This window comes from Desulfuromonadales bacterium, assembly GCA_035620395.1.
Taxonomy (GTDB): Bacteria; Desulfobacterota; Desulfuromonadia; order Desulfuromonadales; family DASPGW01; genus DASPGW01.
This window is the reverse complement of record DASPGW010000231.1, coordinates 1-8544: the sequence shown is the minus strand read 5'-3', so window position 1 is coordinate 8544 and position 8544 is coordinate 1. Positions and strand designations below refer to the sequence as shown.

Genomic DNA, 8544 nt, shown 5'->3' with positions numbered 1-8544 from the left:
GATACGTCTTCCGATTACTCGGCAAGTATACCCGGGAATCGGATGTGTCAAGCCGTGGACACCGCCGCTCGCCTGCCGCTAGGGTAAAAAGGCGTGAAGCGGAGGGTCGGCAAATTACTATGGGTGAAGAAGCAGAGAGGATTCCAGATAAGAATCCTTCACGTCGCCCGCCAGGGCGGTGAAGAGCAGTTCACGGATGGGTGATATAAATCCTTTGAATCAACTACTTAGATTATTGACCACAACCTGCATGCAATCGACGACTTTGCGGCCTTCCTTGCTCAGAACGTATAGCTTGCGGGCGTCCTGCTCGATGAAACGGGCATCGCGGAGCACCTTGAGGTGGAAATTCACCTTGGTGTGGTCCTCGACTTCGAGCTTCCGGGCAATGTCCATGAACCGCAATTTCCCCTCGCGGGCGAGAAGAAGAAGGATCTCCCGGCGCATCACGTTGGCCAGGCAGTTGAATGTGTCCTCGACATCGATCACCGAACGGCATTTCTGCAGCCGCGCCTCTTCCAGGCAGCGGCGGACCGCCGTCAGCAGTTCGTCGACCTTGAACGGTTTGGTGAGATAGTCGTCGGCGCCCTTGCGCATCGCCGACACCGCATTCTCGATGGTGGCAAAGGCGGTGATCATGATCACCTTGGCCGAGGGAGACTGTCGCTTGATCAAGGGAAGCACCTCCTTTCCGCTCAGCCCGGGCATGATCAGGTCGAGCAGGATCACGTCGAAGGCCTGCCGCTTCAGGCAGTCGAGGGCATCCTCGCCGTTGGCCGCCACCGTCACTGCGAAGCTTGCATCGTCCAGGATCTCGCGGATGTTTTCCCGCAACTCCGGATCGTCGTCGACTACGAGAATGTTAGGCGTCATCGTCACCTCCTGCCGGAAAGACCAGGGTCAACGCAGTACCGGTCCCCGGCTTGCTGGTTACGTCGATTCGTCCGCCGTGCCGCTCCATGATGCCGAAGCAGATGGAGAGCCCGAGGCCGGTCCCCTTGCCGACCTCTTTGGTGGTGAAAAACGGGTCGAAAATCGAGCGGATATTCTCGGGAGGGATGCCGATCCCGGTGTCGGTAATTTCGACCACGGCCTCCGCCCCGTCGGTGCGGGTGGAAATGGCAATTTCGCCGCCGGCGGCAGTCGCCTCCATGGCGTTGATGATCACGTTCAGAAAGACTTCCTCGAGCTTCCAGGGAATTCCCCGCACCATGGGTAGCGGATTCAGCGTCAGCTCGAAGCGGTAGTCGTGCCGGCGGGGGCCGACCAGAGTCAGGGTATCCCGGAGCACCTCGTTGAGATCGAGGGATTCGGCATGCTCTTCCTTGTCGTCGTGGCGGGAAAAGGCAAGAAGTTCGCGGGCGATGCGGGAGGCCCGCCCCAGGCTCCGCTCGATGGCGGTGAATCGTTTTTCGTACGCCTCACCGGCTGCTGCCCCGGCAAGGGATTTTTTCAGCATTTCCACATTCAGCGAGACGTTGGCCAGCGGGTTGTTGATCTCGTGGGCGATCCCGGCCGCCAGCTTGCCAAGGGAGGTGAGTTTCTCCGTCTGGGCAAAGCGCTGCATACGCTCCTCGATAAGCTCCTCACGCTCGAGGTCGAAGATATGCAGGGCGTTCATCAGGAAGTGCAGGATGAACATGCCGGTCACGCCCCGAATCAGCTCCACCCGCACCCCCAGCGGCAGGATGGTGCCGGTCGGAACCAGCCCGGCGAAAATGCCGTAGACGATGAGGGCGATGCCGGCGCCGGTAAAGTTGCGCGCCACCTTGCCGCTCGTCTCGCGGATGGTGCCGGCATAGCCGATCAAACCGAGACCGGCGGCGAGGGCGCCTGGAAACCCGAGCAGGTTGCGTATCCGCATGGCGGCGAAGCGGAAGAAACCCGCCTCACCTTCAAAGCCGGCATACAGCAGACTAAAGAAGAGAACGACCGGCAGCGAGAGGGCGACAATCTGCAGGATCCTTCGTTTCTGCGGATAGACTGCCTGCAGTACGAAATAACCGAACAGCAGCAGAAAGACGTAGGAGATGGAAACCGGCACCAGCCGCAACCGGCTGATGATCGGCAGCATTTCCTTCGGCAGGGCCGGCCATTCGAGGTAGAGAAAAAGCACCAGCCATTCGTGGATGGCGTGAACAAAGGCGAAAATCGCAAAGAGCGGAAGATAGCGGGCAATCTTCAGCTTGCTGCCGCGGGTGACCTTGGAGGTGATGGCCACGCCGGTGGTAAAGAAAACCAGACCATAGAAGAGAAAGATAAGAAAGGTGAAAAAATCACCCAGCTCCTGCGGCATGCTTCAGTCTCCCACCGGTGCCTTGTCCTCGGCCCGGCCCCGCTCTTCCGCGCCGATGACGGATTCGCCGCGCCCGCTAACTTTCACGGTGCCTCTTTCGAATGGTCAATTCGAATTGAGGAAGGACATCCTCTGCCTGATACTGCATGAAATCCCGGCAACCGTATTGCCCGGAGGCAGACAAATTGGCAAGTGACATTAAGCGCTCCTTGCGCTCCTTGTCAACGCCGTTCCGCTTTGCCCTGCAAACCGGCAAAGCCCGGGTAAGGATAGCTCGCCACCCCGGAAACGGCCCCTTTCCATAATTATCTGAAATCATGAATCCCGCTTTTTCTGTAAATTTGCGGAATAAAAAGGGGGGTTGATTTTTATTACGATAATCGACTACGATTTTCGATATGAATCTGAACCCCGAAGACCTGAAGGCCCTGAACCGGGAAATCCTTCTCGGATTCTGGAAGGTCCACATCCTGCACCACGCCGCCGAGGGGCCGGTGGTGGGGCAGTGGCTGCTCAAGGAGCTGCGCCGGCACGGCTACGACGTCAGCCCGGGGACGCTCTATCCCATGCTGCAGCGCATGGAAGGCAACGGCTGGCTGCGCAGCGAGGTCGATCCGAAGCGCGGGCCGCGGGCCCCGAGAAAATACTACCTGACGGAAAAAGGGGGAGAGGTGCTGGCGCTGATCGGCCGGCAGGTTGCTGAACTGAACAAAGAGATCGGCGGGGCGGACAGCCCTTCGAAAGCAGCAGAGGAAAAGAAAAAAGATGAGTGAACGGCAAGAGAAGCTTTCCGTCGGCCGGGTGTTTCTGGCCTTTCTCAAGCTCGGACTGACCTCCTTCGGCGGCCCGGTCGCCCACCTGGGCTATTTCCGTGACGAATTCGTCATGCGCCGCCGGTGCCTGCGTGAAGACACCTATGCCGACCTGGTCGCCCTCTGCCAGTTTCTTCCGGGTCCGGCCAGCAGTCAGGTCGGCATCGGCATCGGCATTTCCCAGGCGGGGCTGCGCGGCGGACTGGCGGCCTGGCTCGGATTCACGTTTCCCTCGGCCCTGGCCCTCATCCTCTTCGCCTACGGCGTGACCTCCCTGGACGAGACGGCGGTCCACGCGGGCTGGCTGCACGGCCTCAAGGTGGTGGCGGTGGCGGTGGTCGCCCAGGCCATCTGGGGGATGGCCCGGGCGTTGTGTCCCGACCGTCCCCGGGGGACCCTGGCCATCCTGGCGGCGGTGCTCACCCTCGCCTGGCCGGGCGTTTTCGGCCAGCTCGTTGCCATCGCCGCCGGCGCCATCCTCGGCCTGCTCTGCCTGCAGCCGGAGGGCCCGGCGAACCATGAGCCCCATCTGTTCGCGCCCGGCCGGAAAACCGCCATCGCCTGCCTCGGCCTGTTTTGCCTCCTGCTGCTCCTGCTTCCCCTGGCCGCCCGCAGTGGCCAGCAGGCCCTGGTGCTGGCCGACAGCTTCTATCGCACGGGTTCCCTGGTGTTCGGCGGCGGGCATGTGGTGCTGCCGCTGCTGCAGGCTGAAGTCGTCAATCCGGGCTGGATCAGCAAAGACCTCTTCCTGGCGGGATACGGGGCCGCCCAGGCGGTGCCGGGACCGCTGTTCACCTTCGCCGCCTACCTGGGCGCCGCCTCGCAGATCACCCCCAACGGCTGGACCGGAGGCCTCCTCTGCCTGCTGGCCATCTTCCTCCCCTCCTTCCTGCTGGTCGTGGGAGTGCTCCCGTTCTGGGAAGCCCTGCGGAAAAACCGCCAGGTCCGATTGGCCCTGCTCGGGGTGAACGCCTCCGTGGTCGGCCTTCTCCTGGCGGCCTTCTACGATCCCGTCTGGTCCAGCGGCATCCTCTCGGCCGGCGATTTCATCCTCGCCCTCACCGCCTTCGGCCTGCTGACTCTATGGAAAACGCCCCCCTGGCTGGTGGTGGGCGCCACCGGGCTGGGCGCGGCGGCGCTGGGGTACCTCGGAGCCTTCTGAGGTCACTCCCCCAGCAGCGCCTTGATGCCGGCGAAGAAGTTGCCGGCGGCCTTCTCCTGCTCCGCCCCGCTGGCGGCCGGCTTCGCCTCCCCCGCCAGTTCCCGCAGCACTTCTCCGGGGATTTCCTGCAGAAAACGGCTCGGCTCGCGCGGCTGCATCTTGCCGTACTTCTTGCGCCGGGCAGCGCCGAGCAGGGTCAGGCTGCGCCGGGCACGGGTGATGCCGACGTAGCAGAGACGCCGCTCCTCGTCGACGTCGACCCCTTCTCCCACCGACTTTTTGTGTGGCAGATACTCTTCCTCCAGCCCCACCAGAAAGACGTGCGGGAACTCCAGCCCCTTGCTCGAATGCAGGCTCATCAGGATCACCGCGTCCTGGGCGAGCTTCTGTTCCTTGCTGCCGCGGCCGGGGTCGTCGCGGTCGAGCAGGGAGACCTTCTCCAGAAAGCCGGCCAGGGTCGGCTTCTCATCGCGTTCCTCGTAGGAAGCCATGGCGTTGACCACCTCGGCGACGTTCTCGACGCGGCGCCTGGCCCTGGCCGGGTCGTCGGCAGTGCGGTAGAGTTCGTCCTCGATCTTGAGCGTCTCCAGGAACTCCCGCCCCAGCTCGGCCAGGTGGCGGCAGCGCCGGAACCGCTCCCGGTACCCCTCCAGCAAGGTGACGAACTCGGCGATGGCGGCGAGCGATTTCTCCCCCAGGTCCTCGATGCCGGCCGGCTCCCGCATCACCTCCCAAAGCGGCCGCGCCTGTTCCGCCGAAGCCCGGATCAGCCGGTCGGCGGTCGTTTCGCCGATGCCGCGCCGGGGGAAATTGAGAATCCGCAGCAGGTTGACCTCGTCGCGGGAATTGACCAGGACCTTGAAGTAGGCGACCGTGTCCTTGACCTCCTTGCGGTCGAAAAACTGCTGGCCGCCGATCAGCACGTAGGGGATGTTTTCGTAGCGCAGCTGCTCCTCGAAGGCCCGCGACTGGACGTTGGTGCGGTAGAGGATGGCGAAGTCGCGGTAGGCGAGGTTCTCACGGAAGCGGGCGGCGTGGATGCGCTCGACCACGGTGCGCGCCTCATCCTCCTCGTCAGCGCAGAGCAGGTAGTCGATCGGCGGGCCGGCGCCGTCGGCGGTCCAGAGCGCCTTTTCCTTGCGCTGGCGGTTGTTTTTGATCACCGCGTTGGCCGCGGCCAGGATGTTGCCGGTAGAGCGGTAGTTCTGCTCGAGCTTGATCACCCGGGTGCCGGGAAAGTCCCGCTCGAAGCCGAGGATGTTGCCGAGGTCAGCACCGCGCCAACCGTAGATCGACTGGTCGTCGTCACCGACCACGCAGAGATTGCGATGCTTTTCCGCCAGGAAGCGCAGCAGCAGGTACTGGGCGGCGTTGGTGTCCTGGTATTCGTCGACCATGAGGTAGCGGAAGCGCTCCTGGTACTTGGCCAGCACGTCCGGGTGCTCGCGGAAGAGGCGAACGGTGAGCATGATGATGTCGTCGAAGTCGATGGCGTTGAAGGCCTTGAGCGACTTCTGGTAGCGCGGATAGATCTCGGCGGCCAGGTACTCGTACTCGTCCTGGTGGCGGACGGTGAACTGCTCGGGGGGAACCAGGCGGTTCTTGGCGTCGGAGATCAGCCAGAGCACCCGGTCGGGGTCGAACTTGCGGCCGTGCGTGTCATGCCCCTGAATGAGGTCACGGACCAGCCGGCTCTGGTCGGCGGCACCGTAGATGGAGAAGTTCTTCTTGTAGCCGAGCCGCTCGATGTCTTCCTTGAGAATCCGCACGCAAAGGGAATGGAAGGTGGAGATCCCCATGCCGCGGGCGCTTTTCCGCCCCACCAGCTCCTCGACCCGTTCCTGCATCTCGCGGGCCGCCTTGTTGGTGAAGGTCACCGCCAGGAGCTGGTCCGCCGGAACCCCCCGCTCGCGCAGCAGAAAGGCGATGCGACAGGTAATCACCCGGGTCTTGCCGGAGCCGGCGCCGGCCAGCAGCAGCAGGGGGCCTTCGGCGTGACGCACCGCGGCGAGTTGTTCCTTGTTGAGAGAAGAGAGATCCATTTTGTGAATTCCGGGACTCGGGACTTTGGATCAGGAACCTTGGGCTGGAGACCAGGGACCGGGATTAATAGCACAGGGAAAAGCAGCCGGCAAGAGCATTCAAGATGCTGAAAAACGCGCAGATTTCCCCTTGCTTTTTGCGGGATATTTTTGTATGGTACGCGCCATGTTCAAGGTCATCGTTTTCATCATCAGTATCGCGTGGGCCTCGCTCCTGCTGGTCTCCTGGGGCGGGACGACAGAAGTCCCGGCCGCCACGGTCACCCTCGAGCGCAGCGGCAACTGAGCCGCAGCCCTTCGCCGCACCCGCCTCCCGGGCTGGAGTGTCTCTACACTTCCGGCACGCTGATTTCTACCCTTCCGAACCCCGACCCGCCAATCGCAGCATCAATCAGCGATCATTTCAGAACAGGCAACTCCCCTGCCGCAGGTCCCGGCGCCTGAGTTCGTCGTCGATGGCGTTGAGCACTTCCCACTTGTTGAGCGACCAGAGGGGGGCGAGCAGCAGCTCCCGCGGGCCGTCTCCGGTCAGCCGGTGGACGAGCGTGTCGGGATGGAGACGCGCCAGGAAGTCGGCGGCGAGCGTCACGTACTCGGCCTGTTCGAGGACCGGAATGCCGCCCCGTTCGTAGAAGTCGCCCAGAGGCGTCCCCCTGAGCACGTGCAGCAGGTGAATCTTGATGCCGTCCACCCGCAGGCGAGCCATTTCGGCGGCGGTGGCCAGCATCGCCTCCCGACTCTCGCCCGGCAAGCCCAGGATGATGTGGACGCAGACCCGCAAGTCCCGTTTCTTCGCGGCAGTGAAGGCGGCAAGGAAGGCAGCGTAGTCGTGGCCGCGGCGCAGAAAGGCGAGGCTCGCGTCGTGCACGCTCTGCAGCCCCAGTTCGAGCCAGAAGTAGGTGCGGCGGTGGTAACCGGCCAGCAGGTCGAGAACCTCCTCCGGCAGACAGTCGGGCCGGGTGCCGACCGCCAGGCCGACGACATCGGCCACGGCGAGGGCCTCATCGTAGCGGGCGCGCAGCTGCTCTACCGGCGCGAAGGTGTTGGAAAAAGGCTGGAAATAGGCGAGAAAACGCTGCGCCCTGTACTTGCGCAGCATGATCTCCTTGCCCTGTTCGAGCTGCTGCGCCACCGGCAGGCCCCGCTCTATGCCGGTGGCGCCCGAGCCGCCGGGGTCGCAAAAGAGGCAGCCGGGCAGACGGCGGGTGCCGCCGCGGTTGGGACAGGAAAACCCGGCATCGACGGAAATCTTGTGGATCCGGCCGCCGAAGCGCTCCTTGAGGTGCTCGGAAAACAGATTGTAGCGTTTCGCCTCCATCTGCGGCACTATGCCACAGAGAGCCGGCAAAAGGCAAAAGACAAAAGGCTAAAGGCCGGTTCATTCGCTTGCCGGCCAGGCCCGAGCTGCTATACTTGCGGACTGATTCCGTTCCCGCCGGCTTCATCGGCTGGCCGATCCCATTCCAGGTGTACTGCGTGGAACCTCGCTGTTGCTGCGACCGGGAGCATATCTCCCCTGAAGACTGTCCTTACCTTCGCGAGGGGGACGAGGAGCTGCTGTTCAACCGCCGCAAACGGTTTCAGCAGCGCTGTATCGAGTGCCCACGCTTCCTCGAAAATTTGCGCACCAATCACGACGGTTGGGAGGGGGCTGCCGAGATTCTCCCCTACGCCGTCGAGGAGGTTCTCGCCCTGCGGGCCCAGAGCCGCACCCTCGCCGCGCAAGTCGAGGCGCGCAGTCGCGAGGTCAAATTCCTGCACGAAGTCGGCCTGGTGCTGCAGACCTCGGTGGACATGGAGGAAGTCATCGCCATGGCTCTCACCGCTGTTACCGCCGGCAAGGGGTTCGGTCTCAACCGGGCGATACTGCTGCTGGTCGACAAGGAACGCACAAGCCTCAAGGGCTATTTCGCCGTCGGGCCGCGCAGTCCCCAGGACGCGGCCCGCATCTGGCAGGAAGTCGAAGAACAGGACCTGCCCTTGCGGGAGATGGCCCGGCTTTTCTTCGAGCAGAAAATGAGCGCCGAAAAGGAACGCTTCCGCGACCTGCTCGAAATTCTCACCACCCCCCTTGGCGATCTCGATCACCCCTTTGTGCGCACCCTCAACGACCAGCTCTCGCGGCACGTCGCGAACCTGGCCGAGGAGCCCGGCATCGGCCGGGAGCAGGCTGCGGCCCTCGGCGTGGATGAACTGCTCCTCGTCCCCCTGGTCAGCAAGAACCGGCGCATC

General features: G+C 63.3%; 8 protein-coding genes. 4 read left to right on the top strand and 4 right to left on the bottom strand.

From position 1 onward, the window contains the following. Positions 1-219: 219 nt before the first annotated feature. Positions 220-873: a response regulator gene (locus VD811_12780; protein ID HXV21854.1), complete on the bottom strand. Its 654-nt coding sequence runs from the start codon at positions 871-873 to the stop codon at positions 220-222. Then, on the bottom strand, positions 863-2296 hold the full coding sequence (locus VD811_12775) for an ATP-binding protein (protein HXV21853.1): 1434 nt from the start codon (positions 2294-2296) through the stop codon (positions 863-865). Before VD811_12775 ends, VD811_12780 begins: the two co-directional genes overlap by 11 nt. 398 nt (positions 2297-2694) lie before the next feature. Between VD811_12775 and VD811_12770 the strand changes: the two genes are divergently transcribed. Together VD811_12770 and chrA are read left to right on the top strand one after the other, a co-directional pair. Next, the gene (locus tag VD811_12770; protein ID HXV21852.1) at positions 2695-3069 is read left to right on the top strand and encodes a PadR family transcriptional regulator; all 375 of its coding nucleotides are present in this window, start codon (positions 2695-2697) and stop codon (positions 3067-3069) included. After that, positions 3062-4270 (top strand): chromate efflux transporter, encoded by a 1209-nt coding sequence (gene chrA, locus VD811_12765; GenBank protein HXV21851.1) that lies wholly within the window; start codon positions 3062-3064, stop codon positions 4268-4270. The genes VD811_12770 and chrA overlap by 8 nt, the downstream gene beginning before the upstream one ends. 2 nt (positions 4271-4272) lie before the next feature. On the opposite strand, the gene VD811_12760 is transcribed toward chrA, so the two are convergent. Then, positions 4273-6312 (bottom strand): UvrD-helicase domain-containing protein, encoded by a 2040-nt coding sequence (locus VD811_12760; GenBank protein HXV21850.1) that lies wholly within the window; start codon positions 6310-6312, stop codon positions 4273-4275. A 154-nt stretch (positions 6313-6466) separates the two neighbouring features. On the opposite strand from VD811_12760, the gene VD811_12755 reads away from it, so the two are divergent. Beyond that, complete coding sequence (locus VD811_12755) at positions 6467-6598, top strand: hypothetical protein (protein ID HXV21849.1); 132 nt, start codon at positions 6467-6469, stop codon at positions 6596-6598. A gap of 117 nt (positions 6599-6715) precedes the next feature. Here the strand turns inward: VD811_12755 and VD811_12750 are convergent, their stop codons facing one another. Continuing rightward, complete coding sequence (locus VD811_12750; protein HXV21848.1) at positions 6716-7630, bottom strand: TIGR01212 family radical SAM protein; 915 nt, start codon at positions 7628-7630, stop codon at positions 6716-6718. Positions 7631-7788: 158 nt separating this feature from the next. Here VD811_12750 and VD811_12745 point away from each other — a divergent pair. Then, positions 7789-8544 (top strand): histidine kinase (locus VD811_12745; protein ID HXV21847.1); only part of this gene is annotated, 756 nt, incomplete at its 3' end.